The sequence below is a fragment of the Dyadobacter sp. CY312 genome (assembly GCF_021390535.1).
Taxonomy (GTDB): domain Bacteria; phylum Bacteroidota; class Bacteroidia; order Cytophagales; family Spirosomataceae; genus Dyadobacter.
Genome location: NZ_JAJUXG010000001.1, coordinates 521,409 through 546,319 on the forward strand (window position 1 = coordinate 521,409; position 24,911 = coordinate 546,319).

General features: G+C 40.4%; 36 protein-coding genes and 1 tRNA gene. 18 read left to right on the top strand and 19 right to left on the bottom strand.

All coding sequences use genetic code 11. From position 1 onward, the window contains the following. The first annotated feature begins 493 nt into the window (after positions 1-493). The 4 genes from LZG71_RS02375 to LZG71_RS02390 all read left to right on the top strand — a co-directional run bounded on the left by LZG71_RS02375 (position 494) and on the right by LZG71_RS02390 (position 1,651). Complete coding sequence (locus LZG71_RS02375; RefSeq protein ID WP_233816599.1) at positions 494-871, top strand: hypothetical protein; 378 nt, start codon at positions 494-496, stop codon at positions 869-871. Continuing rightward, positions 868-1,095 (top strand): hypothetical protein, encoded by a 228-nt coding sequence (locus tag LZG71_RS02380; protein ID WP_233816601.1) that lies wholly within the window; start codon positions 868-870, stop codon positions 1,093-1,095. The genes LZG71_RS02375 and LZG71_RS02380 overlap by 4 nt, the downstream gene beginning before the upstream one ends. After that, positions 1,092-1,424 (top strand): hypothetical protein, encoded by a 333-nt coding sequence (locus LZG71_RS02385; protein ID WP_233816603.1) that lies wholly within the window; start codon positions 1,092-1,094, stop codon positions 1,422-1,424. Before LZG71_RS02380 ends, LZG71_RS02385 begins: the two co-directional genes overlap by 4 nt. A 154-nt stretch (positions 1,425-1,578) precedes the next feature. Beyond that, a tRNA-Thr gene (locus LZG71_RS02390) sits at positions 1,579-1,651 on the top strand. 55 nt (positions 1,652-1,706) lie between these two features. Here the strand turns inward: LZG71_RS02390 and LZG71_RS02395 are convergent. Further along, positions 1,707-2,363: a hypothetical protein gene (locus LZG71_RS02395; RefSeq protein ID WP_233816605.1), complete on the bottom strand. Its 657-nt coding sequence runs from the start codon at positions 2,361-2,363 to the stop codon at positions 1,707-1,709. A 205-nt stretch (positions 2,364-2,568) separates the two neighbouring features. On the opposite strand from LZG71_RS02395, the gene LZG71_RS02400 reads away from it, so the two are divergent. Beyond that, positions 2,569-3,015 carry a LexA family transcriptional regulator gene (locus LZG71_RS02400; RefSeq protein ID WP_233816607.1) on the top strand — a complete coding sequence of 149 codons (447 nt, stop codon included), beginning with the start codon at positions 2,569-2,571 and terminating at the stop codon, positions 3,013-3,015. A gap of 22 nt (positions 3,016-3,037) precedes the next feature. Here LZG71_RS02400 and LZG71_RS02405 read toward each other — a convergent pair whose 3' ends face one another. Then, entirely contained in the window at positions 3,038-3,646 is a 609-nt protein-coding gene (locus tag LZG71_RS02405) for an NUMOD4 domain-containing protein (RefSeq protein WP_233816609.1), read from the bottom strand. 75 nt (positions 3,647-3,721) lie between these two features. On the opposite strand from LZG71_RS02405, the gene LZG71_RS02410 reads away from it, so the two are divergent. Then, positions 3,722-4,984, top strand: coding sequence for a Y-family DNA polymerase (locus LZG71_RS02410; RefSeq protein WP_233816611.1), 1,263 nt, complete (start codon positions 3,722-3,724; stop codon positions 4,982-4,984). Here the strand turns inward: LZG71_RS02410 and LZG71_RS02415 are convergent. Continuing rightward, positions 4,968-5,210 (bottom strand): DUF6965 family protein, encoded by a 243-nt coding sequence (locus tag LZG71_RS02415; RefSeq protein ID WP_233816613.1) that lies wholly within the window; start codon positions 5,208-5,210, stop codon positions 4,968-4,970. The genes LZG71_RS02410 and LZG71_RS02415 overlap by 17 nt on opposite strands. Before the next feature lie 81 nt (positions 5,211-5,291). Between LZG71_RS02415 and LZG71_RS02420 the strand changes: the two genes are divergently transcribed. From LZG71_RS02420 to LZG71_RS02440, 5 genes are read left to right on the top strand one after another with little or no spacing between them, the layout of a single operon-like run. Further along, complete coding sequence (locus LZG71_RS02420) at positions 5,292-5,684, top strand: hypothetical protein (RefSeq protein ID WP_233816615.1); 393 nt, start codon at positions 5,292-5,294, stop codon at positions 5,682-5,684. After that, on the top strand, positions 5,674-6,264 hold the full coding sequence (locus LZG71_RS02425; RefSeq protein ID WP_233816617.1) for a hypothetical protein: 591 nt from the start codon (positions 5,674-5,676) through the stop codon (positions 6,262-6,264). Before LZG71_RS02420 ends, LZG71_RS02425 begins: the two co-directional genes overlap by 11 nt. Before the next feature lie 6 nt (positions 6,265-6,270). Continuing rightward, positions 6,271-6,951: an SOS response-associated peptidase gene (locus LZG71_RS02430; RefSeq protein WP_233816619.1), complete on the top strand. Its 681-nt coding sequence runs from the start codon at positions 6,271-6,273 to the stop codon at positions 6,949-6,951. A gap of 1 nt (position 6,952) precedes the next feature. Beyond that, positions 6,953-7,198 carry a hypothetical protein gene (locus LZG71_RS02435; protein WP_233816621.1) on the top strand — a complete coding sequence of 82 codons (246 nt, stop codon included), beginning with the start codon at positions 6,953-6,955 and terminating at the stop codon, positions 7,196-7,198. A gap of 6 nt (positions 7,199-7,204) precedes the next feature. Further along, complete coding sequence (locus tag LZG71_RS02440) at positions 7,205-7,366, top strand: hypothetical protein (RefSeq protein WP_233816623.1); 162 nt, start codon at positions 7,205-7,207, stop codon at positions 7,364-7,366. A 218-nt stretch (positions 7,367-7,584) separates the two neighbouring features. Here the strand turns inward: LZG71_RS02440 and LZG71_RS02445 are convergent, their stop codons facing one another. The 16 genes from LZG71_RS02445 to LZG71_RS02520 all read right to left on the bottom strand — a co-directional run bounded on the left by LZG71_RS02445 (position 7,585) and on the right by LZG71_RS02520 (position 13,990). Continuing rightward, a complete protein-coding gene (locus LZG71_RS02445) occupies positions 7,585-8,154 on the bottom strand; it encodes an HD domain-containing protein (RefSeq protein ID WP_233816625.1) in 570 nt (189 codons plus the stop codon). A gap of 102 nt (positions 8,155-8,256) precedes the next feature. Then, positions 8,257-8,595, bottom strand: a complete 339-nt coding sequence (locus LZG71_RS02450) for a hypothetical protein (protein WP_233816627.1) — start codon at positions 8,593-8,595, stop codon at positions 8,257-8,259. A gap of 2 nt (positions 8,596-8,597) precedes the next feature. Continuing rightward, positions 8,598-8,861, bottom strand: coding sequence for a hypothetical protein (locus LZG71_RS02455; RefSeq protein ID WP_233816629.1), 264 nt, complete (start codon positions 8,859-8,861; stop codon positions 8,598-8,600). Further along, positions 8,858-9,049, bottom strand: coding sequence for a hypothetical protein (locus tag LZG71_RS02460; RefSeq protein WP_233816631.1), 192 nt, complete (start codon positions 9,047-9,049; stop codon positions 8,858-8,860). Before LZG71_RS02460 ends, LZG71_RS02455 begins: the two co-directional genes overlap by 4 nt. Continuing rightward, on the bottom strand, positions 9,049-9,297 hold the full coding sequence (locus LZG71_RS02465; RefSeq protein ID WP_233816633.1) for a hypothetical protein: 249 nt from the start codon (positions 9,295-9,297) through the stop codon (positions 9,049-9,051). The genes LZG71_RS02460 and LZG71_RS02465 overlap by 1 nt, the downstream gene beginning before the upstream one ends. Beyond that, a complete protein-coding gene (locus tag LZG71_RS02470; protein WP_233816635.1) occupies positions 9,294-9,551 on the bottom strand; it encodes a hypothetical protein in 258 nt (85 codons plus the stop codon). The genes LZG71_RS02465 and LZG71_RS02470 overlap by 4 nt, the downstream gene beginning before the upstream one ends. Next, on the bottom strand, positions 9,548-9,811 hold the full coding sequence (locus tag LZG71_RS02475; RefSeq protein WP_233816637.1) for a hypothetical protein: 264 nt from the start codon (positions 9,809-9,811) through the stop codon (positions 9,548-9,550). Before LZG71_RS02475 ends, LZG71_RS02470 begins: the two co-directional genes overlap by 4 nt. A 169-nt stretch (positions 9,812-9,980) precedes the next feature. Further along, positions 9,981-10,163 carry a hypothetical protein gene (locus tag LZG71_RS02480; RefSeq protein WP_233816639.1) on the bottom strand — a complete coding sequence of 61 codons (183 nt, stop codon included), beginning with the start codon at positions 10,161-10,163 and terminating at the stop codon, positions 9,981-9,983. A 10-nt stretch (positions 10,164-10,173) separates the two neighbouring features. Next, positions 10,174-10,338: a hypothetical protein gene (locus tag LZG71_RS02485; protein WP_233816641.1), complete on the bottom strand. Its 165-nt coding sequence runs from the start codon at positions 10,336-10,338 to the stop codon at positions 10,174-10,176. Positions 10,339-10,349: 11 nt separating this feature from the next. After that, positions 10,350-10,664 (bottom strand): hypothetical protein, encoded by a 315-nt coding sequence (locus LZG71_RS02490; RefSeq protein ID WP_233816643.1) that lies wholly within the window; start codon positions 10,662-10,664, stop codon positions 10,350-10,352. Between the two features lie 66 nt (positions 10,665-10,730). Further along, positions 10,731-10,973: a hypothetical protein gene (locus LZG71_RS02495; protein WP_233816645.1), complete on the bottom strand. Its 243-nt coding sequence runs from the start codon at positions 10,971-10,973 to the stop codon at positions 10,731-10,733. Between the two features lie 18 nt (positions 10,974-10,991). Beyond that, on the bottom strand, positions 10,992-11,396 hold the full coding sequence (locus LZG71_RS02500) for a hypothetical protein (RefSeq protein ID WP_233816647.1): 405 nt from the start codon (positions 11,394-11,396) through the stop codon (positions 10,992-10,994). A gap of 3 nt (positions 11,397-11,399) precedes the next feature. Further along, the gene (locus LZG71_RS02505) at positions 11,400-12,080 is read right to left on the bottom strand and encodes a KilA-N domain-containing protein (RefSeq protein WP_233816649.1); all 681 of its coding nucleotides are present in this window, start codon (positions 12,078-12,080) and stop codon (positions 11,400-11,402) included. Positions 12,081-12,288: 208 nt separating this feature from the next. Further along, complete coding sequence (locus LZG71_RS02510) at positions 12,289-12,792, bottom strand: hypothetical protein (RefSeq protein ID WP_233816651.1); 504 nt, start codon at positions 12,790-12,792, stop codon at positions 12,289-12,291. A gap of 2 nt (positions 12,793-12,794) precedes the next feature. Beyond that, a complete protein-coding gene (locus tag LZG71_RS02515) occupies positions 12,795-13,196 on the bottom strand; it encodes a hypothetical protein (RefSeq protein ID WP_233816653.1) in 402 nt (133 codons plus the stop codon). Beyond that, positions 13,193-13,990 (bottom strand): hypothetical protein, encoded by a 798-nt coding sequence (locus LZG71_RS02520; protein ID WP_233816655.1) that lies wholly within the window; start codon positions 13,988-13,990, stop codon positions 13,193-13,195. Before LZG71_RS02520 ends, LZG71_RS02515 begins: the two co-directional genes overlap by 4 nt. 273 nt (positions 13,991-14,263) lie before the next feature. Here LZG71_RS02520 and LZG71_RS02525 point away from each other — a divergent pair, with 273 nt between their 5' ends. The 7 genes from LZG71_RS02525 to LZG71_RS02555 all read left to right on the top strand — a co-directional run bounded on the left by LZG71_RS02525 (position 14,264) and on the right by LZG71_RS02555 (position 24,843). Beyond that, positions 14,264-16,783, top strand: a complete 2,520-nt coding sequence (locus LZG71_RS02525; protein WP_233816657.1) for a hypothetical protein — start codon at positions 14,264-14,266, stop codon at positions 16,781-16,783. After that, positions 16,783-16,956: a hypothetical protein gene (locus LZG71_RS02530; RefSeq protein WP_233816659.1), complete on the top strand. Its 174-nt coding sequence runs from the start codon at positions 16,783-16,785 to the stop codon at positions 16,954-16,956. The genes LZG71_RS02525 and LZG71_RS02530 overlap by 1 nt, the downstream gene beginning before the upstream one ends. A 2-nt stretch (positions 16,957-16,958) precedes the next feature. After that, positions 16,959-17,564, top strand: a complete 606-nt coding sequence (locus LZG71_RS02535) for a hypothetical protein (RefSeq protein WP_233816661.1) — start codon at positions 16,959-16,961, stop codon at positions 17,562-17,564. Position 17,565: 1 nt separating this feature from the next. Further along, the gene (locus tag LZG71_RS02540) at positions 17,566-18,285 is read left to right on the top strand and encodes a hypothetical protein (protein WP_233816663.1); all 720 of its coding nucleotides are present in this window, start codon (positions 17,566-17,568) and stop codon (positions 18,283-18,285) included. 3 nt (positions 18,286-18,288) lie between these two features. After that, complete coding sequence (locus tag LZG71_RS02545; protein WP_233816665.1) at positions 18,289-18,879, top strand: hypothetical protein; 591 nt, start codon at positions 18,289-18,291, stop codon at positions 18,877-18,879. Then, positions 18,879-22,961 carry a hypothetical protein gene (locus tag LZG71_RS02550; protein ID WP_233816667.1) on the top strand — a complete coding sequence of 1,361 codons (4,083 nt, stop codon included), beginning with the start codon at positions 18,879-18,881 and terminating at the stop codon, positions 22,959-22,961. The genes LZG71_RS02545 and LZG71_RS02550 overlap by 1 nt, the downstream gene beginning before the upstream one ends. A gap of 88 nt (positions 22,962-23,049) precedes the next feature. Continuing rightward, entirely contained in the window at positions 23,050-24,843 is a 1,794-nt protein-coding gene (locus LZG71_RS02555) for a phage tail tip lysozyme (RefSeq protein ID WP_233816669.1), read from the top strand. Positions 24,844-24,911 lie beyond the last annotated feature (68 nt).

Below are 24,911 nucleotides of genomic sequence, written 5' to 3' on the forward strand. Positions count from 1 at the left end.
ATGCAAATGTATTCAATACGATTTTGGACACAACAGGAAAAAGTGGGAGTAGGTGAGCAATACTGGTATTATCAAAGCCCTTGGCATTGCTTGTTGAAAATTAAGCAATGGGAAATCAGAAAAGCTGGTAAATCACCTGACACATTTTTTTGAATCACCATGCAGAGGCACATATTAACAGGGACTTGTAATCTACCCGCCGGAAACATTCTTGTAGTTGTTGCTGACGTTCCAGATAGCTGCACAGACTGTCATGAATCCAATGGAGACATCAAACGAAAGTACTGGATTTCTCAGCGAATTTTTAAGAGAAGTGGGAATGCTGAACGATACAAGCAAAAAGTCAGAGATAATTATCGAAATCAAGATCTCAATAGAATTTTAGTAGAAAAGGGAATATTCAATTTCAACTGATTATTGACTTACCATGACCTACCAACAGTATTTATCGCTGATCATCCTTATACCGGTTTCAATTGGATGTATCTGGTTTATGGCAAAGATTACATTCGGTGTAATTCGCGAGGCCCGGGAAGAGTTGCAGCAGCTCCGCAGTGAGATTAAAGAATTTACCAAAAAAGGACAGACAATCATGAATATTTGGCCAGAATATGATTTAACAGAAAGGGAGGATTCAAGTGGGTTAATGTTCGCACACCTTGATACATATTACCGGTTTCAGTTTGAGGGTAAATGGTATTTATACAGGCAGAATTTCAAATGTTATAGTAGTGAAGGAATTAATGGATCGGTCGAAGGAGTAATAAAAAATGCCACTCGGTCAATCAATATAATCGCTGAGCATGGTGATTCTTCATACATGAGAATTTCAGAAAGAACCATTTTAGATCCTAATCAACAGCCTGAATGATGCTTTTAGAAAACAAATTTGATATCGGAGAAACGGTTTATTTAAAGACTGATATTGATCAATACGAACGGCTTGTAACTGGTTTTAGGGTTCGCGAAACCTCAATAGTATACTATTTATCCATGGAGACAAAGGAAACTGAGCATTTCCACTTCGAAATTTCCAGGGTGAGGGATGTTCTGAAATCATTGAATATCAATGCAGAAAAAGATGATCACGAATGAAGTCAGTGAAACACCGTCAGATACTCCGATTGATCGCTGAAATACGTGGGAGCCACAGTGAGATGAAGAACATATTTCTGTTCGGAAGCTGCCTGAATCTGTTCAAGATATTACGGACAGTCTTTCCGGAAGCAAAGGCATGGTTTGATTTGAACCACGTGATCACTGAGATCGATGGGAGATTCTATGACATCACCGGGCAGGTGCAGAAAAAGAACCACATCGAGATTACCCAGATATTCGGCAGCAAGCGCCGGACTTCCAGATCGTTTTCCACGATGGATAAATTTGAATTTGATATTGTCAGCGCTAAAACCTTGTTAGTATGAAAACGGAAATATCAGTACAGGAATTATATCGCCCGGTACTCAATAGAATTTATTGTTAATAAACTATTTTTTACCAAACGCTTGCATCATAAACTTCCCGGACATACTTTTGCGCCACGATAACGGAAAAACAACCGATATTGGCCAGTAAAAGGCCTCCATAGCTCAGCTGGTAGAGCAATTGACTTGTAATCAATAGGTCGTTGGTTCGATCCCGACTGGAGGCTCAATAAAAAAGCCCGATCATAATGGTCGGGCTTATCTATTGTTTATCCAAATATTTTAACTCGTCATCGTTACTTTTTCCTGTTCCAATAACTTTTTAAAAGAAATAGACCTTTCTGAAAAATAGTCTACATTTTTATCGCCTAGAAAAGCCCCTGTAATTGTTGGCAAATCGCCTTCTCCAATTCTATGCAGTACTTTTTCCGGTATGGAATCTGATCTCATTAATACTTCCAGTAGATCAGTTTTCTGAAACTTAAAAAAGCCTGGATTTTTTTCAATCTGACTTAGGGCTATCACACCTCCATGAGCTATTACATTCCTAATAGCTGGAAGAACGATTATGTCTTTATAATAAGGATTAGTCATATCGTTAGATAAGTCAAGGCCACTAAATCTCTGTATCTGTTTTATCCTGGTCTTGATAATATCTTTTGGGGCATTTATGCTATTAAATTCTTGTATCACCATGTTTCGTTCAGTATTTAAATCCTGCCGCCCACTATAATGGTTAATCAAAAATTTCAAAAATCTCCACAAAGCGCCTTCAACCATAGTTGTTGAGTAGAATAAAATACTCATATTGAAACCTTTGTACAATAGAGAATCAGGACTCTCACTTTTACGATGCTGTTGAAAATAGGTTATAAGCTCTTCGTTTAGAAATTCTAAATCGAACGCGTAGTTACTTGTGGACGATGGTCTTTTCGCCATATTTTTACGGATTATGTAATTTTTAAACATGAACTCCTCCAAAGATAGAAGTATACTTGAATATGCTTGAATGGGAATTTAAAACTTCACCCAAACACAAGTTGAAAATTGGACATATTCCACTATATAGGAAATAATCCATATTTTTCTTGACAATGTGGTTGCAATTCGTTCACCTTTGTAGGGACGAAAAACCATATAGCAGATGGGAGCAATACCTTTATACACCAGTGTCCACTTGGACATATACCCCGTAGGGGATCAGGAAGCGCGCATCTTGCCGTTTATTCCTGGAATTAGCGCTGGATTCCCTTCACCGGCCGCCGACTTCATTGACTTGAACATCGATCTAACCAAGGAGCTTATTCAAAATCCATCATCTACTTTCTTCGGACGAGTCAAAGGCGACTCGATGAAAGGAGCAGGCATTGACGATGGCGATTTGATGATAATTGACAAAAGCTTAAAGGCTAAGCAGGGGAGCATCGTTGTATGTTTTATTGATGGCGATTTCACAGTCAAGCGCATCACCTTTGACAAGAAAACGTGTTGGCTGATCGCCGAGAATGACAAGTACCCGCCGATCCAGGTCACCGAGGATAATGACATGATCATTTGGGGTGTGGTGATCAACGCAATTAAATACTTGTAAGATGTTTACTAAAAAACTGAGATTATTGAATGTGTTTCCAATTCAAGCCTTTTTTAATTCTAAAAATAGCATGGTTAGTAACTCCATACATTGCACCAATTTCCTTCAAGGTATGGGTGGGCAAAAGCTTTTTAATCACTTTAACCTGATCAGCAGTCAACTTAGCCGTGTTGGTTCTTTCTCCACGAGGTCTATCTTTTGTGTAGTGCGGGTCATGCAGTCCTGTTTGAATGGCGTGCTGATTATTTTCCATTCTAGTGCACCATTCCAAATTGGACAGGTGATTGTTTTTGCCATTACCGTCTTTATGGTTGACTGTTGGTTTGTTCTCAGGATTTGGAATGAATGTCATTGCCACGAGGCGATGTACAAGGCATGGGAGACGGACACCATTTAACGGCCTTAATCCCACACACCAATAACCAGGAGAGCTTTTGCTTCCAATAAAATGTGATTGTTTGAGGATTTTGCCTTTAAAAAACCGTGTGTAATTACCAACACCTGGCATAAACGCAATCGTATTACGATCTAATGAACGTACACGTCCATGATTTGATACTTCGTAAATGCCTTCATATCCTGGTATAGATTTCCATACCTCTTCGCTTTCATTGGTGGCTTCAGTCAACATATTGATGAGAGTGTATTTATTAGAATTAAAGTTACAAAAAATTCATTTGTGTGCCAACCATTAAACAACCAATGTATGTTCGCCCTTGTCGATGCAAATAACTTCTACGCCAGTTGTGAACGGGTTTTTAGACCTGAGTTGAATGGCGTGCCAATCGTGGTTCTATCGAACAATGATGGTTGTGTAATTGCGAGATCCAATGAAGCGAAAGCGTTGGGTATAAAGATGGGAGCGCCGGCATTTGAATTCGAAAAAACGTTTGAGAAGGAGGGTGTGAAAGTGTTTAGTTCCAACTATGCTCTTTATGGAGACATGAGCGCAAGGGTGATGAACATATTGGCAACGTACTGCCCGGACGTGGAGGTTTATTCGATTGATGAAGCATTTCTTCGGTTTGACGGGTTCAAACATTTTGACTTACAGAAGATCGGGGAGGAGATGCGTCGAGTCGTGACGCAGGGAACCGGTATTCCAATATCTGTGGGTTTTGCTCCGACAAAAGCGCTGGCCAAGGTCGCAAATAAAATTGCTAAGAAATTTCAGAACGCCACCGGTGGAGTATATGTGATCAGTGATCCTTACAAACTGGAAAAAGCCATTCGCTGGACCGAGATAGGGGATGTATGGGGAATTGGCCGGCAGCACGCCAAGAGATTGCAGGCATTAGGTGTAAACAATGCATTGCAGTTCACTCAGATGAGTGACCACTGGGTTCAAAAGCATATGTCCATAGTCGGACTCCGCTTGAAAAAGGAATTGGCAGGTGAGCGCACATTGGATTTGGAAGAGGAAAAGAAGAAGCAGAATATTGCAACCACCAGATCCTTTGATAAAAATTACACAGAATACGAGGATATCCGTGAGCGTGTTGTGACATTCTCTGTTACATGCGCAGCCAAACTCCGGAAACAGGATTCTTGCTGCAATGCACTAATGGTGTTTGTACACACGAATTCATTTCGCACGGACCAGGCTCAGTACGCCCGGAACATCGTTGTGAAGCTCCCATACCCCACGAATTCCAGCATGGAAATAGCTCACTTCGCTGAGTACGGATTAAAGAAAATATTCAGGAAAGGATATGGGTATAAGAAAGCTGGTGTAATCGTTTTGGATATTACGCCTGCGGATTCTGCACAGCGGATGCTGTTTGAGAATTCGGATCCACGACATGCAGCAATATTTGCCGTGGTTGATAAGTTGAATAAAGCAATTGGCTCACCCAAAATTAAATTGGCTTCACAAGACCTTGGGCGTACCTGGAAAATGAAACAGGAAAGATTATCTCCCAGGTACACCACGCGATTAGATGAGATAATTACTATTCATGCGAAGTAGTTTCCTCACAAATGGCTTTCAATTCGCGTAGGTGTTTGAAAAGGGAATCCCGCACTGTGTCATTTCCCTTAAACATCTGAATCCTACTTATATCACCACTTATTAAAAGTGCCGGATCATGCACGACAATGTATTTATTCAATTTGAAAGGAACAGCTGGAAATTTCGCTGTCTGGAAATAAATGGCAAGGTCTGCCAGCTCTTGTTCGTGCTCTTGTATGCTCATGGCATAAAATTATAGATAATTTGTAATTATAAAATTTGTTCTCGTAACTTTTGGAACAAATTACCATATAACTGAATAGCGATGAGTAAAGGATATTTCGTATACTCTGGCGTGGAGCATTTCGATGAGCCAGTGGCCAGCTTTTCCACTTTGGAGAACGCCATTGAGCTTTCGAAACGAATAGGTAGCCACAGTGACCCTACTGAAATAAATGGCGAAATCCCCATCGATATTGATAAGTACCTCCCACAGCTGGAAGCGGGACTCAGTGCCTGGGATATCGCGCTACTAGGTGATGGTACAATATTTGAGATTGATAATGGTCTGGAAATAGGAAGCGTCTTACTGTCGGATCCTGTTTATTCCCCTCAGCACGATACTTTCACAGGTACCTTTTGGGCGTTTGAACTGGAAGATGCGATTGAGAATGCCAGAAATCAGCTGAATTTAATCAAGCAACAAAATGGAGAATAAAGTTTGGCTTGTTTATACACCAGGACAAAAGCCTATGCCACTAGATGACGAAACGCTAAATGATGATTTAGTAGGTATCAGGGAATCTGAAGATGAAGCTATCAAGCTTGGATTTAATGTGGTGAGAGAAACTATTGAATCTATTCGAGCTTTTAGAAGTGAGCTGAATATTGAGCGCGCAGTCTCCGTGCAACACGCTGCCTTTACTGATGAGAAACTTGCGCAAAAACTAGCAAAATATCTTTCTTCTCCTGATGTGAGACCCGAGGTTACCCAAGTTTCAGAAGATGAATTACAAGTTGAGTTGGATCAATACAAAGAACAACTTACCTCCACCGTGCGACCATTTACAGTATCAATGAAGGATGGGATGTTGTTTGAAAGCTGTGGATACGAAAGCCCATACAGTGGATATGTCACGCGACTAATGGAGCCATCGCACGGTGTCACAGATGAATACGAATGGTTAGCGGGTACATTTTGGGCAAAAGACTTCATTAAGGCAGAAATAACAGCGGAGAAATATTGGGATAAACTAGTCAAAGAAGGGAAATTGTCAGTGCCATTACAATTGATTTAACATATTATGTGCTATCACACCAAACTTACCGCTGACGCCATCTCTGTCGCAAAGCGAATGAAAGCAGAGTTCCTTGAAGCAGACACTTTCACACCATATAAGGAGGTGAATGGATTCACTTTCCCTCAAACACCAGTTGTACGATTTGACGATCGGAAGACTATACATATGTATGAGTGGGGATTACTTGCCGATTATCTTACCTACAATAGAAAAGATAAGAATTCACCAGAAGCAAAAAAAGCGCGCGCTGGATGTTTGAATGCCAGAATTGAAGAACTTGAAGAAAAAGCCAGCTACAAAAAGAAAATTGGCAACCGCTGCCTTGTGGCCATGGATGGAATGTACGAATGGCAATGGGCAAATCCTGATGCGAATAAAAGCGCTAAGACCAAGTATTTGGTAACGAAACCAGATGATAGTGTTTTTTGTGCAGCCGGCTTATTCACGGAATGGAAAGATCCTTCAACTGGACTTATTACTTACTGTTATACAATTGTTACAACCGAGGCTAACACTCTGATGAAGGAGGTTCATAACAATGGTGAACGCATGCTAGTCGTGCTTAACCCCGACGAGTACGAAAAATGGTTGGATCCAAAAGTTCCACATATGGCCTTTTGGGATCGAAGCCACATTGAGCTAAAAGCAACACCACTTGAACCAAAACAAGCATCACTATTCTAATATGAAATCATTTGAAACAAACTTTGACCATCAGCAGTGGCAGGATGGTGCGAGACAGGAGCTTATTCCGGATGCTGGTGAAACGGTTGCGGACGCTGCCGCTTTTATGACCAAGCACTTGGAATTATTTAAAAGAAAAGACCTGACTTTTGATAAAGAGAAAATCGAAGAGCTAGACGGAAAGTTTTATATCACTCTATATGATTCTGGTTACGATAAACCAGCCAGAGAATCAAGGTATTTGTAACATATTATGCCAGAAGAACCAGATACAGGAGAATTGTGGAACGAGCTGACACCAGAACAGATTCAGGATCTTGAAACGTCCTACACTGAGAGTTTTCATCCAGAAAACCTGATTGATCACGACGAGGTGAAAAAAGAGCACGCAAAGTGGCTAGACTCTACCTTGTGATCAACCCGAAGTATTCCAGAATGGCCGCAATGATAATAATCGGGAATACGATAATGGCAGATATTTTCAGCTTACGCAGCGTGCTCTTTCTTGGGTCATAGTAGTTCATTTTTCTAGATCATTATACCACATAATAATTTTGGAGAAAATATAAACCAAACCTCCAATTATCACAATCGACCAAAACAAAACCTTTACCATATCGATTAGAAACAAATTTACCTTTCAACAAGATTGTTTACTGCATTTTCTACCGTTTCCAAGCAGCGCTTATAAAGATCCGGGTTTCCCTTATCCATTTTATAGATTTTGGCTGAAATTTCTTGCAAGTAAACTTTTGCAAATCCAAGATCATACTGGACAATGGAACTGGTGTTATCAATAATGTCAGCGTACTTTACAGACTGAGCATTTGGTGTAATTCCAATAAGTCGCTTCGCTTCCAGATTTTTCCTTGTGGCCCTGTTCAGTTCAGGGTACGTCTCGGATGTGTATTCATCTGTAAGGTGAGAGACATCTCGAACAATCTTCATTCGGTCCTGCCAGTCATGATAACCATTATCCAAAAGGTATTCATCTAGCTCTTTTGACGTACACGGTGTATCTTCCAGCAAATCATGGCAAAGAGCAATCTCAATTCCCATTTCAATATCTGGATATCCACTTACAATTTCCGCAACAGACCAGAGGTGAGTCCAGTAAGGCAGATTCGTATACTTTCGTTTCTGTTCGCCGTGGGCGGCTTTCACGAAGTAAAAAAGCCTGGTTTGTCTGGATGATATTTTCATAACAAATAAGTTACTTTTTTTAAAATAACCGTCCTAATACTTTAAGCAGACTTACTGCTGTATAGAAGGGTTTTCTGGGAATAGTGAATGCAGTTGCGTTCACTATTTTTGTTTTTCTGGATCCATATCATACCCCATGCTTCTCGCTAAGTCAGCCAATTTAAATACAAAGTTGATAGATTCAACACCATTCCCCTTGGCTCGAATAAATCCTTCCTTGAATCTTTCATAATCCTTATCATTGGCATCTTCACCCATAGCAATCATGGATTCATTATAGTAGTGGCGAAAGTGAACATCATTGTTCACCATTTCTGAGAATGGCTTCCTTTCTGGATTGTATAACGCGTGAATTTGTTTCGCTACTTTAAGCCTACCTTCTTCTGAGATAGGAGCGTAACGAGTAAGCTCAACTATTTTTTCTATTTCTGGTGATATCATATCTATTCGTAAATACTTGGTAAAACTGTAACAAATGGATCATCCGGAGCTGGCTTCACCTTTGATAAATGGCAACTGATTTCAATGGCACCATACTCATAGACCGTTTCGTATCCGAAAAATTGACAGACGCGCGCAGCCTGGGCCTCGTAATCTCCTTTCATTTCAGCTTTAAAGAATCCAGATTTACGAAGGGCAGTAAACGGGAAGTGCTCAATCATAAATCGTTTGAGGACGCCGGCTTTTTCTTTTTCCTCTTTCGTCATTTTTGAATTGAATTTCTCAGCCATTCCAAAGTTTCCCTACCAAGGGTGGTTAATTCAGTATCCCATCCTCGATTGATCATTCCTATTTCATTAAGGGCAGTTAAGTAGCCGTTATCAGGAGCGGCTTCACTTCCTGTCCCTCCCTTCCGTATTGATTCCAATACATTGAATAGCACTTTCTTTTCCATCAGGACAATATAATTTCTGTTTTGATTATGGAATCTTTGTTAATAGTTGGAACCGGATATGGTCCAATGCTTCTATCAAGATCAAAAGTCGCATTCTCGGCAGCCCGATTCAGGTGTTTAATGATCGCCTCCCTGGTGTAAGCCTTTACACAGGACTTAATTTCCAATTCGGTTAATCGTGGCAAGATGTAATCCATATCATCCTCGGTGCCGTATTTCGCTTGCAGGTGTTGTAAGAATGTTCTCATGGTAAAATGATTTCAGTGTTTAAAATTGATTGTCTATCTACAATAGCACCTTCGATAATCTTACCGAACGGATAATCATTATTCGTTTCGAACTCTACTTCTGCATTCTCCGCAGCCAGATTTAAAGCGTCTTGAGCGACTTCTCTCCCATACTGTTCTATCTCAGATTTTAGATTACTGTTGATCTCTAACGCTATTGGTCCGTTGCCAAATGGAGGTGCATATTTATAAGCTATTTGTCTCGCTGTTTTCATGGTAGCTGTTGATAGCAATGAGTGTGAACAAATAATATATCCTCGTTTGATAATTCCAGGACAGTGCAGGTTTTATAAACCAATGGATGACAAGTATCTGATTTCCGTTCCCTTTTATTTACCAATTCTCCGCATAACTCACATTTGTAGTCAAGGATATCGGCCATAGCAATCTTAAACAAAGGGAAATTATTCACAGCATTGACAATCTCAACTTTCTCCTTAACCTTGACCGTCTTTTCAATTTCTATTGTTTTCATACATCAATAAAGGATTTACAGCATGGACATTCTATGTACAATTCGTTTCTGCCAGACTTTGTATCAAAAATTGTATACTCCAATTCAGCCTTGCATTTCCAACAAGTGGTAATCTTCGGTTTTTCTCCATCGAGTTTTCCTTCTTTAATGATTTTCATGGTAATGTTGTTTAATGATAACCGGTAAATGGCGGAGTGACATCTATGAACGTTTTGCATCCCGGACAAACCACGTACTTACCATCCCGATCGGATTGCACATCCGCAGGAGTGTAGGCAAATCTCGTCTTGCACTGTGAGCACCTTTTCTTGGTTTCCTTTTCTGGTATTTTACCTTCTTCAATTACTCTCATGGTTTCGGTTTTATATTGAGTTGATCAATTCTTCCTGCACCGTGGGCCAGTGCTCCGTACCGTCCAGCGTTCTATGCGCTTTCCTGATCCACTTTCCATTTTCAAAAACCTGAATCTGGGCGGTCTTTCCCTCTTTGGAGATTCTGGTTGTAGAGTTTATTTTGATTATTGGCATGGTGTCAGGATTTATTCGACAATAGTGGGTACACCTTCAACAGCTTCGTATATTTCACCAGCATTGAGCCTTTGTATGAATGCCAAGACCCTGGTCACCATTTCAGCATCCTTACAAGCAAGCAACTTATCAGCTAATGTGGTAATAGTGTTTTTGCAGGAAAGGAAGGATTGATACTCGTCTTTTGATAAGCGGTTGATCAATGTCTGGTTCAGCTTGCGAACGTGCGATCTGACTTCAATTCGTAGGTTTACATCCCGGAGAATAAGGCAACCAATCTCGGATAGTAATATCTCCTTAGCAATTTCTTTCTCGTTTGACTTCATGTTTGAAAATGTGTTTAAGGTGCCTCCTGTTATTCCTATTTTTTTGTGCACGATTTGTCAATTAAATCACCATGAAATTAAATCTCCTTTATATGATAGGTAAGGATTGGTTACATTTCGTTTCTCGGTTTTGTAACCCATTTCAGATAACTTGTTAATAGTATCCGGTGTCAGTGATTCACGAGAATCGATAGACAAATAGCCATGATTAACTGCATTTCCTATTCGCTCCATTAATCTTTCCAATTGACCACCTTCGATAAACTTGATTGTTTCTTCTGATTTTTCCCTTGCTTCCTGTGCTGTCATGATTTCTATGGTTTTAGTTTATTTAGTGTACTCAACTACTCCTGTGGGTAATTCCGGCATAACGGCTCGTTTAGAGAAATCCCAGCTGCTACATTCCTTTGGCATGATCTCTTCACCTTCAAAGGTTTCGGGATATTTATCCACCAATCCTTTTCTTTCGGCGCTTACTGGATACAACCGCTGCTGCTTGGAGAGGCAGAAAAAACCTCGCTTCTTTCTGATTATCGGCTCCCCATTATAATCTGTGTATTCAGATTCAATTTCCTTCTCAACCTCTTTCAGAAAAACACAGCATCCACAAGCAAATTCATTTTGTGGATTGGATCCGCATCGGTGCTCATGCCTTGCAGTTGCAGCTTCCGTACAGTATTCTTTCCGGCAGAAGTCGCATCGGTACCGGGTTTGATTAATTAGCTTCTTCATGCGTTAGATTTTAACAGGGTAAGTAATATCCTGACTGAAAACTTCTTCCAGCACATCGGTAGGATAGGAGCCAACTACACCAAACCTTGGATCTTCAATTCTGTCTGGTGTTATACCTCGCTTCTTACAAATAACTGAGGCTTTACGACCAAGTGAAGTAGCCAGCTTTAACCCAACTGGAATTTTATGAAGCGAAGCGTATCCAGCAATTGTGAAAAAAGAAGGACGTTGTTTGTTTTGAGCTTCAAGAATTTCAATTTTCGACTCAACTTTATCGAAACGTGTTTCGGTAGCTTTCATCAAATCAAGCTGCATTTGAAGAAAATCAAGCGGGCTCAAAGGTTTTTGGATGCTAACATTACCGGTTTTTAGTAATTCAGCGATTCGCTCGTCACACCAAAGTTCAAAATCAACATCCAGCCATTGAGCCAGTTTTAGAATCAAGCGTTCGTGAATCCAAGTACCTTGTACATCACCTCCCGTTTTTGTTGTAACTAACTCAATATCAGCGTTACCATTTTTTCTGGTAACGGCCTCCATGTAACGTTTTGTACCGGCAAGGTTTAACCAGTCATTTGGGCGCTTCCCGAATGCCTGACACATTGCCGTAGCATTGGCCATAACCTTACCATCAATCACCTCGAATTGAATTGATCTTTCTTCGTATTTGAATATTTGTATCATAGTTTCTTTGCCTGATTATTAAACCACATTTCTAGTTCAGCGAAGACTGCAAGTTTCCCGCAGATCATTGCTCTTAGTTCCTTGTCGTCCTTATCTGCTTTGTCCAGTTCTCGGACAGCTACACTCCGCATATGAGTGAAGTGCTTGTAAATCCTATCTGAGGTTGGTAGTTTCATAATCAGTAGCTTTTCTGAATGTGGTAGTTTCATTATTTCAATTTTATCCAGCCGGCGCTTTCCAATTCGTCTACTGAATATCCCAAAAAATGGATGGCTATACCGATTGATCGGAGGTAATCGGTTGATTCAAATTGCCCAGGAGTGTAATAGTTTATTCTTCCCGCTCCTCCTAAATAGTAATCAACAAATCCAACCCCGTCACTATCAATTTGAACGATGTACCTAGGATGGCCTTTCACAATCAATTCAATATCGAACTTTCTCTTTTTATTGATCTGGTAGTCAATTTCAGATGTCTTATAATGCCTATTGTGTCTTTTGCAGACAATTTTCGCAACCTCAATGGCCTCTTCGTCGCTGATCTGTGAAAGTGGCCGAAGCAACAAGTAATCATTCGCGTCAACTCCTTCTGTGAATCGACGGCCATTTACAACTGAATTACAAAAGAGACTGTTATCGTTTCGCCAAACATCTTGCCCGAAATACAGAGCGATGAATTTTGCTTTTAGTTCTAAGGTGAGTTCTGGTTTCATAATCAATACACTATTTTGACTGGGGCTACCTTCCGTGGACGTTTTGGCTTTACAGCTAGATCCGGAGCGATTTGACCTGCAACTATTTGATCGTGTCGTTCCAGAAACTTTTTAGCTTTATTCTTCCTGCCAATTTTCAGATAGGAAAGAAACAGAGGACTTTTACAGTGACGGATTGGATCAATCCAGATGTACTTGTCTGCCAGGTATCGGCCGTAGGAAGCCAGATTGATAATTTTCAGATCATTATCCTCTGACTTTTTATCAAACCGCGGGCTTTCATGGGAATAGAATACATTCTCGCGGTTTGGAAACTCATATAGAACCTCCTCTGACTCATAGTGGCCAAATGCTTTTGTGATTAAGATTTTCCTTACAATTCTGTTTTTAAGTGCGTTGTTCATACGATGCATGGTTTATGGAACAGAATACCGGAGGTATTCTTCCGAGCTTGTTTTGATGATTTTATTCTGGATGGCTTAATAATAAATTCTTCCCCATAGACTGTCTTTTCAAGCCTTATTGAGATCTCACTTATAACTAACTTACCTCTATGCACGAAATGCTTTCCTTTCAGGCTTTGAATCTTCTCCTGAACTTCATTCATCTGCATAGCTTCTTCGGCATCTGGATACACGAATAGATTGTATTGGTAATCCGAAACCGTCTGTCGTTTTCTGTATTTGGAAAGAGTGGACATAGATAGTCCGGTCAATGCTTTTCCATACGCCAAACTCACTCTGAGATCGAATCCTCCGTCTATTAGATTCAGTTGTGACTTGTTGTACTTCGTGTTCTTCCGTGCTGACTGCCTGTGTTTCCTATTTCTGGAAATAATAATCTCTGCAAGCAGACTTCGGAACGACGCAATGTTTCGCCAGCTGTAAGCCAGGAGAACTTCGTCCGAAATCTGATATATGTATTCAGTGGTGTAACCGTCGAATTGGCTCCGCTGAGTGCAAATCTTGTATTTGTCAATTCCAACCTTCTCAACATACTTCCCCAGGATCATTTTTATCAAATGAGTGCGAGCTGTACGCTTGTTGAGGTTTGCCACATCCATGAACATCTGCTCAGTGAAAGTGCCGGCTCTTTTCCGGGCCACGGTTCTCACCTTCAAGAAACTTAGAAAGTACATTCCCTTATCCGGCGCTTCAAGCGCTTTCAATGCAAGGGATATGTAGATGTTAGATTTCATAGAACATAAAAAAGCCAACCACTTTTTCAAATGATCGGCTTAAACAAGTTCTGATTGATATGACGAAAAACCAGATATTGAAAAAAGGCCGAAATAAATTGGTGACGCAATCTAAAACGACCTTCAAAGAAGATTTCAAATACTACTGCGTCACCATTAACATTTGAAATTGAACGTGACAAACGTAGCAAGTAAACTTTACATTTGCAAGTTACATGTAGTTTTTTGTGTTCATTTTTATTAATATTGTCTTGGCATACATGGCATTATATAATGAATCACACAGCAATTCCGTCACTGGCTAATCAGTTTCATGAGAATAGTAACCCGTTCCGGTGGAATCGTCCGGTAAAAGGTAGTCGGGAAGCAAAACGAATTGAGGAGCCAGTAATCCTTTGGAAAAAGGAATATGAAACAAACCAGACCGCATTCTTTGATAAAATAAGGAACATAAGTGATTATATGTTACTGAATGGCAATACGTTATATAATTTCGATAACGACAATCAGCCTTATTTGATAGATGCTGTAAAAGGCAAGTTAAATCAAAAGGAATACCATACTGCCGAGAATACATACGGGGAGCGTGGCGCAATTCCGATCAGAGACAATCACTTCTACTACGCGTCGAAAAGTCACTTACTTGGAGAGGTCACTTCTCATCCATTTAAATTCTCCAGCAAAAATGTAAGTAATCAGTTCAGCCATGATATGATCAAAAAAAGATCAAAAACCGGTGCGAAACTTGTTACAAACCTTTTTGCTGAATTTCTTGGAGAACAAGGCGTTGATATTGGATTCGCTAAGGATCCTAAGGTCAATATGACCGGATCGAAAAAAGAGATATTCGATCGCTTGAATGAGCATGAAAAGATGGAAAACATCATTTACAAGCTACTTCAAGATATAAACTACCGACATAACTTTCTGGAATTAAGCCGCGATGCTTTCGATACCAAATTTGATGTAAATGCGGAGTTCGCGATGATCGAGGTGATTAATGGAGATGTGAGATTCAAGCACTTGCAACCGCACCAGGTATCTTGGATTGCTTCAAAAAGGGTAAAAACACTTGAAGATGACGCAGTGATAGCTGCCTCTGCGATTGATTATTTATCATTCACAGAAATTATGAATAAGTACGGTATGCAGCTGAACACCGGGACAGGGGCCAGAGGCATATTGGATGCAATGGAAAGGATACGTGAGGGAGGTATGGGGTTAGGAAATTACGATCCTGATAGGAATTATTTCTCAGAATACTTCCACAGGGCGAACCGCAGTACCAGCGACATGTATGAGAATGATCCGACTTACCAGCCAGTAACTTGGAGTCGATTTAATTACATGAATTCGTGTTTTTACCCGTTTCAAAAAACGGTTGACGCTTTGAATTATTCAGTTTTGGAGCAAAAAAATTACTTCAAAATGATCGTTCCTACCAGATACGTGGTGGAATTTGACGGAAAACAAATTAACAAAACGAATTGGGAGAAGTGGCTTAAAAATGATTACAGCCGCGATCTAATCCCTTCATTTACGGAACTTGGAATTGACGAGAAAGCTCCAAAGGGTGCATTTGTTGTAGATAAACCTAAGAGTGAACTATGGGAAGCCACCAGGCTTGGCCACGGAACTTTAATAAATGTAGGTAGATATGAGTATACTCCCGAAAGAAAAGGACGCGGTTCTTATGTAGGACTTCCCATAGTGGCACAGATCAGCTACGATAAATCATTTGCACTTGTTGGATATACTTTCGCTTACCTGACTAACATCATGTTCAATAGGGTAGAGGAAATAACAATCGGGATTGGATTGAGTTCTGCTTTATTGATAGATACGGCATCGGGACTTGATCCAATGTCATTTATGTACAATGCCCGCAGATCAGGTGTAGCGCTGTACAATTCATCAAAAATGAATGGTGCGAGCCAGGCAGCTTCCAAGCATTTGGATATTCTCAAACTTGGAAACAACATAGAGGAAGTCCAGAACATCATGGCCATGATTGGAATGATGAAGATGCTGTACGAAAACATGATCGGTTCATCACCGCAAGCTCAGGGGGTAGCACAGAAGTATTCTGGTGCCAAAGAAACACAATTGAACATTGCCAATCAGAGCTTATTGAAGCAAATGAAGTTCTGGGAGCATTCTCTGTTTATGAACCAGGTGCTTCAACGCTGTGCGGATGTTGCCAAATTCGTTTTTGCACGTGAGGATATTATCAACGTAACTCTTTCGAACGGTGAGAAGGAATTGCTTCGATTGAGTCCGGACTTGATCCTTGCTGATTTTGACATCTTCCTGGAATCTGGAATTGATCTTGCAAATAAGAAGAACAAGATTGATCAGGCTGTAACCTCAGTTTTGGCTTCTGGCGGTATAGATATGATTGAACCTTTGATCAACATTTTGATCACTGACAATCCGAATGAAGCCATGGCGATATTCCGTGAAAACAAAGAACGGATCGGCGTAATGATGGCTAAACAGCAGGAGGCTCAACAGGCTGCACAACAACAGGCTGCACAGTTTGAAGCTCAGAAAATGCAGGTGCCAATTGCCGTTCAGGAAACCAGAAACCAGGGTATGATTGAAGTTAAGAGAATGGATATGCAAGAGCGAGCCAGCTCTGAGGACCACAAGGGAAATCTTTCTGACATCAAATACAACCAGCAAATGGAAGAAAAATTCGTCAACCATGATCTCATAATGGATCAGGAAACTCATAAGGCTTCTTTGCAGGAAAGAATAGCTCAGGAATTTGAACGTCAACCTGAACGATAATGGCAAAGTCATACCGAAGATTTTCCAATAAAAGAGGTACAAAGAAACCTGAGACAGATCCATCTCTTCCGGTGCTGGATTCGGAAAAGTCGGATGCTCTATGGCTGAAACTTCAAGATCAGCAGGATATGCCGTCAATTGAGGATTTTTTTGAGGGACCCAAAAATTATTAATTATGAAGATTGCTATAAATCCAGATACCGGAATATCCATGTTCGCACTGGACCAAATGTTAATGGTCAGGGAGCTACGGGAATGTTATAAGCATTATGGAATCCATGGACTTCACTATACTGTATTGTTTGGCTGGGATGGTAGTCCTTACAAGAACGAACTGGATCTGGAACTACGAGACAAGTTTGTATACGACGATGTCTATTCAGATGATTTGTACGATCTGAGTAAAGGGAAGTTCGTAGATAATAAAAAGTCACGGCACCGGGATATGTATAAAAATCCCTTCATCATGGCAGCAATAAAGACAATTAATGCACTTGCCAAGGTACCTCAATTGGAATTGCACAGCTATTATGAAGAACAAATTGCCGAGCTAAAGATACAGGCAAATATTTCATGGAAAACCGGTAACACGAGTGAATTGAAAGCGCAGGCACAAGCCCAAAACCTTTTGCTTGCTAACATTAAAACACTTCAAAAAAACCAGAAAGAAATTGCAGATGAAATTGCCAGCACGATGAAAGTCCAGGTTGTGGCTTCACTCAATGATTTTATAATGAATAAGGACGGAGGTATCGGTTTAGAAGAAGAAGACGAAGATTAATATGTCAATACGTAGATATCCAACGGTAAGTAAAGGCTCACTTCGCGCGCTTGCGTATGAGATAAAGAATGAAATGTCCGGTGGTATCACAACCGACGACAACGTATATCCAATCCGGCTCATTGAAAGTGAGATTAAGCACCAGTATGGATTGGCTCAATGGGAGGAAGATAAATTGAACATGGCATTGGGTATTGAGCCAAATGCGCAGCGTGTTCAGATTTTCCCGTGTATTCCATTGAAGGATAATACTGATTTCTATTGCAAGTGTACAAAAACCGGAGGGAAGTTTAAGAAAGCGACACTTCCCAAAATGATGGAATGGCGCGGCCAGAGTTACATCAAGTATGTTGGTAACACAGATATGGACTTACCCTTCACTACTACAAATAACATACAGGAGATCAATGCCACTGATAGCGTGCTCACAAAGCCAAGTTATTTCCTTTCTGGAAACAACCTGTACGTCAGACTTCCGACCGACTATAAGGCAATGTGTGAAATCACTGTGATGGGTATTCCTGAAAGTCCAACCAACTCAAATGGACTTTGTTTCGATGTGTGGAATGCTGAATGGAATGTGGCAGAATACATGAAATCCATAATAAAAGCAAAAGTGAAACAACAGTTCACGCCTTTACTTTTGAACACAACACAAATGAGGGATTTGCGAGGAAATTCCCAAGATGGAAACCAGTTTGTAACAACACAAACCCCTTAATAAATGCAAGCGTACAGTATTGACTACCTATTAGCTGAGGTTAATAAAGTTATCCAAAAAGCGTCGGCAGAGGAGATAAGACTTTCTGTGATGCAGCAGGTTCGGTACGTGTTCCGAAAAATCGGTTACGATCTGATTTGTGAGTATCGAGATGATATTGAAATTGAGGTAAGGGATGGAAAATACCGAATTCCTTCCGAAGTGGTGGAGGTGCTGGATGTTTCTCAATCACCAGGAATATTCACTCATGGATTCAGATTAAGGCACGGTCAGAGAATGAACAATAGTCTGGCATTTTATAAATCACCTTTTGAATTGAAGTTTCCACGGTTTCCGAACGGGACTTTGTATATGGCAGCATACATGTTTTACAAAGACGAGGATGGTGAATTGATGATTCCTGAGGTGATCTACAAATCCTGTTATGATCATGCAATATACGAGGGAATAAACGTCCTGAATAACCCACAACACCCACGTTGGCAGGAGCGTCCGATCATGAAGCAGATCGCAGACATGTCAATATTTGAAGCAAGAGGAATGGCCAATGAGTATGGCGCCGCAGATTATAGAACCTTAAGAAGAGTATTGTAATGTCACAAAAGCAAGTATTCACGAATACATTTCTGGGTGGAATGAAAGGTGATATGGATCGCCACATTCAGCAAAATAGCACCTATCGATTTGCGATTTCCGCTAGATTGCTATGGAACAGCACCAATGATCCATCAAAAACCCTGGAAGAAAATGTCAAAAACGGAGTTTCTTTGGCAATCGTAAATGCGCGCGGAAACCGTTTTGAAATCGCTCTTTGCGACGGATACAAATTGATTGGATCAATTAATTCCAATGAAGGCACTTTGATGCTTCTTACCAATGGTATTAATAGTGAAATTGGCATTTTTGATCTAAATGACAATATTTTTGGCGCAAATCATGTAAAATACACCACGTTATTCAATGATAGATTTGATCCGAATGGTGATAAGCTGAATTTCAAGCAGAGATATTATGCCCATGGATTCTATGTTTACGAAAATGAATTCACACGCAGGTTTTACTGGACCGATGGACACAACCAGAAACGGGTGATAAACCTTGCTTTATTCTTCGATAAACAAGCAAAACCCATTCATAAGCAGGGATGTGACGCAATTTCTGTTTATCCGAAATCAATGTCAGTTCATGCCTTTGATGAACGCATGGATCTTGTTTTTCCAAGATTGAAATTTCAGGAAAGAATTGTAGGAAGATGCAAGTCCGGGCAATACCAGTTGGTTATCAAATATCTTTCAGATAATAGTCACTCTTCTGTTTGGAGTCCAGATTCAAGATCGGTATTTGTAACTGACCAAAAAATGGACGGTTCTGTGGTTACTGCTGGCATTACTTATGATGAAATAGTTGGATACCAGAGCAATCACCACAACCGAACTATGGGAGAATCCAACATCATGACAGATGAAGGACTCCGCTGGCAGCTAACGGGAATCGACACCCGTTGGGATAAGATTGTTGTGGGTTACATTTATCATACTACATCAATAGCTTTTCAGGAGGCAACCGAATATAAAACCTTAGATATTACCGGATCGGAAATGACCGTTGATATAATTGGCCATACGGGCACTGCAATCACAAAGGCAGAATTAAATCAGCGCTTTGAAACGCAAATGTCTGTTGGTACCATTGCGCAGCAGGAGAACCGTATGTGGGATGGAAACATTGAGTTGCTGCCAGATATGACTTTGGATTTGTCCCAAGTGAAGGTGAAACCGATTGCACGATACTACAATCCAGACAGTACGAGGGAGCCAAAATTTACGGCAAAATTCAATCCGGTTTCTGGGAGAGATGATAACGATCCAATTACTAATTCTACCACAGAGATACCTAGCTTCACTTTAAGCAACTTTACCGGAGATAACGAGACTTACGGAGCAGGAGTAAAAAAGGATTACGTCAACTACAAAGGGCAGCTCTTTAACTTTCTTTACAAAGGTTTTTTTCGAGGCGAAACTCAGCCATTTGCTCTTGTTGTAATTGATCGAAAAGGTAATCCATTGTTTGCTCAGCATATTACGGATTACACGTTTCCAAACCAGTATGATACGAAAGATCCGGAAGGAAATGTAACAGACTGGACATTGAGCCGGCAAAATCCAGATGGGAGTTTCGATCTTCGGATTATGGGAGCTATGCTCTCAAACATAAGTTTACCGAGTAAAATTCTTTATGATAAGTTCGGTAAGTTGAATGTGTCTGGATTTATGATTGTACGTACTGAACGAATTAAAAGAATCGCTAATCAGGGGTTGATATTCAACTGTAATATAAGCCCAAACGGTTCTACGGTGACACAAAATGACGCTTATGTTCATCCTATGATATTTTGGAATAACAATTACAGCGTAAATCCTACTCCATTAGATATACCAGACGCTCATCGATATTTCGCTGGAATTGATGGATCGACTTATTTACAAAACAAGGAACATCATTTATCATGGCCAGCGTTTAGCGCAGGATCCTTCTTCAATTACCACAGCCCGGACATCCTAATAGAAGAAAAATTATCAGAAGAATTAACCAAGGGTAAATTTGAAAAGGTTGGGTTTGTTCATAAAGCATATTCCGAGACAGTTGATATATTTTCAAGTCACCATTACAGTAAGTTATACAAGACATCGCCGATTGACTTTGCTGACGAGATGGTAAAAATAAAGAATTCGCGTGCGAAAATCGGTTCTCAATCACGAATTAAACTGGCTATGATTCATGATCAGAGTTCTGTTCATATTTATCCAAAATTTGATCCAGAGACTTCTGATCAGAATGATTACAGAGTTCACGTACAGGCATTCTTTCCTCATAATGGACTAGGTTCACAAGGTCAATGGAAAGCAACTCAGCAACCAAATTCCGTTATCCTGAAACTAATGGATTGGAAATTGGTGGATTCCATTGAAAGCCCGAATTCAAAAGCAAGTTTCTCTATTGTCAACTGGAAAGTAACACCTGATGTTTACTACACCGATAATGATGAAAGTTCACTTGAAAAGAGAAGGTATTTCTCAACCGGACACTTTCAGCCGATTACCGAAGAGATTCTGAACAAAGCTGCTAAGACTTTCAATGCAAACGGAACCGTTAAGGATTACGTTTTTAATAATATTGAAGTTTGGGGAGGAGATTGCTACAACACACTTTTTGACTTTACGAGGCTATACCCTGATTATCAAAATTGCGTTCAGTTCAGTAATGCCTATCCTGATTACTCAGTATCTCTTATTGCTCCGATTGAGTCAAAATACAATCTTTCTTTACTCTACGGTAGAAAGTTTGCAGCTAATGCTGTGATGCCAATGCGAACTTCATGTACAGGAGAAAACAAGCACTTATCTAATGGGATCAAACCGATTCAGCCAGAGGATTGGTCCTACAACGAAGTACTTTTATTGCAAGAAACCGCCAAATTTTATACACCTAAACCTGCGGACGTTAAGATCGTAACCAGTCGACCAAGTACGATTTGGTGGTCACCTAAGAAGGTTTATGGTGAGCTGGAAGATTCCTACCGGCAACGTCTTGTGTATGATTACGGTGATGCGATAGGAGAACATGGCTCAATCCAGAGATTTGTTCAGGCTTTCAATTACCTGTATTGTATTCAGGAAAGTGGTTTTGGGCTTCTGCAAACAAATCTGAAAACTATGATCCCTTCCGATACGGGAGATATTTTTGTAAAGAGCGCGGACGTGTTCTCTGGCGTTCAATACTATTCCAAAACCTACGGTACTCAACATCCAAACAGCGCTTGGGCCCGAGAGAACCAGCTTGGTTTTACCGATGCCAGAAATGGTAAGATTCTTGTATTCTCACAGGCTGGATTGAAAAAGGAAAGCGAAGAAGACGGATTGAACGATCCGATCATGGCCAAAACCATTTACTTCGACAGAAGCATTGAACACGATCCTGAAAATGGAATTTTTGTGGATATTGTGGCTGCCGTTGATAAAGAGAATGAAGATGTGCTAATCACGTTCCACCACCAGATCCCAATGCAGGTGCCAGGAAATATCGATGATCGTATCAATGAATTAAAATCGTTCACAATTCATTACAATCTCAATCAAAACCTCTTTCATGGATTTCAACCTTTTACTCCTTATATTTACTTCAACAATGGTCGTTACTTGCTTAGTACCAGACCGGAAGTAGGAAAAGAAAATCAGGTTTACATCCACAACCACGGTAAGTATGGACAATGGTACGAACAGTATCATCCAACTAGAATTATAATTGAAGTTAACCCTCAACCGAATGCTGAGAAGGTGTACGACAATGCTGTTATCAATGTAAACGAAGAAGGTTTCAGAAGAATATCTGAAATTATTGGCAAATGCAAAGAGAATTCGCACAATCTAATTCTCACTGAAAAGGTATCCGGCGCGCTTGTTTATCCAGATGATCGTGCTGATTACAGAGAGAGTAGTTTAAAACTACCATTGCATGAATACGATTGGGAAGGTTTAAAGGAAAGGCTAAGAGGCAAAGTTCTCAGGCTGGAAATTGTCATAGATAATTCTCAGCAGGATATAGATGGTATTGACCAACAGGTGGCTATAACAAGTATCGATACCCTGTTCCGACTTTCACATCATATCCAGTACTGATAAAAACCAACAAGCGTATAATGCAAGGCGTTAGAAAATTAATGAAATAAAAATGGCACTTTTCAATACACAGATTTACAACTCACCAATGCAACCAAAGCCTCGAACCTTTGAATCTAATTGGTGGGGTAAAACTAAGCTCGCTATAAGTGGAGCCAATTCTGATGGAACGTCTAATACCTGGGGTAAAGTAGCAGATATAGGTTTACCAGTTGTTCTTGGTGCTGTTGCAGGATGGTTTACGAATGGGTTAGCAACAGGCCTTGGAGTAAAAGCAGGAAATTTGATAAATACCGGACTAAATTCGTGGGGTGATAAAATCATGAATGGAACTGATACACAGTCATTTTACAGACAAACTACGAATTCCGAGCAACGAAACGATGGCGTAGTTAACGCTTTGGGGAATGTCGCAGGTACTATTGCTGGAATGGTTGGTCAGGCAAATGGAGTAGAATTTGATAAAAATAGTACATTGGGGAAGATATTCGGATTCGCTAATAATTCTCAAAATAGCCAATTTCCTGTAATTGATCAAAGAACTAAAGCTAATTTCCCAAACTCAGATTTTAATAACTATTCGAGAGGGAGATATTTGAATGAGGCTGGTAATTCGATTTTATCAAAAGATAGTTCAATGACCGGACAAATAGGGGATGGTATCTTCTCTCTGGGTGACAAATCTTCAAAAAAGGGATTACCTTCTACGATACCTTATAATATTTTCAGTCAGAATAGCGGAGCAGCATACAGCCAAATGTTCGCAAATGGTGGTGAACCTACGGCAGCTTGGCGTGATTTTGTTTCTAAGGATGAAGCGAAGGTGAGAAACTTTTTAAATTTTGAAACTGAGCAAAACAGCGCAAGTCGGGTAATGCAACCAGATGCCACAAGGGTTGCAGCACCTTCACGGAACGTGGCCGGCGTGATGGGTAAGTCTGGTGAAGCTTACCAGTACCTCACTAAAAACAAAGGACTGACCCCAACTGTTGCCGCTGCGTTTTTGGGGAATCTGATGCAAGAATCCGGACTGGATCCTTCCAAGGTTCACGATAATGGAACCGGCTATGGAATTGCAGGATGGAGAGATCCTACACCTGGTAAGGGTAGAAAAACTGCTCTTTTCAATTACATGAAAACACACGGAAAGCCGGTGGATGATTTGTTTGGTCAGCTTGACTTTCTTGTTGATGAAGCAAACCAGAGAAAGGATATTCAGAGAGCTTCACAATTCTCTACACCTGAAGAGGCCAGTTCTATACTCAGTCAATATTATTTCAGACCATTAAAATCGGCAGCAAACAATGCGGGAAGAGCTGCCAATTCAGTCAACATTTTAAAACAAAACAATACTATGGCAACCAAGAAATTTAGAAAGGGTGGCGTTTCTACCCCTTATGTTTTCTTCGAAGGTGGTGGACAGTCGGCACCAGCAGAAGTTTTCGGCGATCGGGAAGTGAACGCAATCCGAGAATTTTATCAATTGGATAACAACGAGACTGTAAATAGCTTAAATTTTAATATGATCGTTGGTGCTGGATTGCACGGTATGCTGCCAATCAGTCCAGATGCATTCAAAGGATCAGCACGCGAAGGATTGCTTGCCAAAATAAATAGTAAGGCTACTTTTTCAGGATCAGGATATGGCTCTGGTGATGCTAAGGTTGTAGGTAAAACCAGAGTAGGAGCATTCTACAACAGTGTTCCAAGTGTTAATCCAGAAGGTTTTACTGTTCAGAAAAATAAAGGAACTCTACTTGATCCAGGCAAGGGAACATCTGTTACTTTCCCAAAGAAAAAACCTGTGAAAAATATCAGTCCTTTCGTTTTCTTCAAAAGTGGCGGACAATCAACTAATCCGGATTTAACTGGAAAAAAGTAAAGGGCCGTCGAGTCTTTAAGATCGGCGGCGAAAGTGTTGAGGTTGAAAATCCTAAGGATTACAAATTG